The sequence below is a fragment of the Anaerotignum faecicola genome, from assembly GCA_024460105.1.
Lineage (GTDB): Bacteria > Bacillota > Clostridia > Lachnospirales > Anaerotignaceae > JANFXS01.
This window is the reverse complement of record JANFXS010000288.1, coordinates 1-449: the sequence shown is the minus strand read 5'-3', so window position 1 is coordinate 449 and position 449 is coordinate 1. Positions and strand designations below refer to the sequence as shown.

Genomic DNA, 449 nt, shown 5'->3' with positions numbered 1-449 from the left:
ACCGTATCTTCCGCTCCCATGACATCGAGGAACACATTCTTAGCCGCATTAGCTGCAGCGTCCTTCTCCTCATCCGTCATATAAGCCACATATTCTTTATTTAATTTCTCTCCGGCCTCGGCTACAGACTGCTTTAGAACCGCGTTATTTAATACATCTTCACGATTTGTCACCGTAACCGTAACTACGGCCTTAAACGTCTGTTCGTCACCATTTTCACCTGTTCCCTCATGACGGATGGATATCTTTCTGGACCCGGTACCGGTCAGTTCAGCCGTCTCATAATCGTAATCTGTGATGGTTTCCTGATAATAATCGGCATTGCTTCCGCTGGCCTTCATGATCCTCTTTACTTCCATACCATCCGGGTCAAAGATACTTCCTGTCTCATAGACCGTCTTTTTGGGCTGTTTTGTCACTTTAATCCCCGTCTGATAGTATTCCAGTTC

The 449-nt window shown here is 45.9% G+C and carries 1 protein-coding gene; it reads right to left on the bottom strand.

Annotated features, from left to right (window positions below; all coding sequences use genetic code 11):
• On the bottom strand, window positions 1-449 hold a 449-nt coding region (locus NE664_14000; GenBank protein ID MCQ4727747.1), incomplete at both ends, for a hypothetical protein.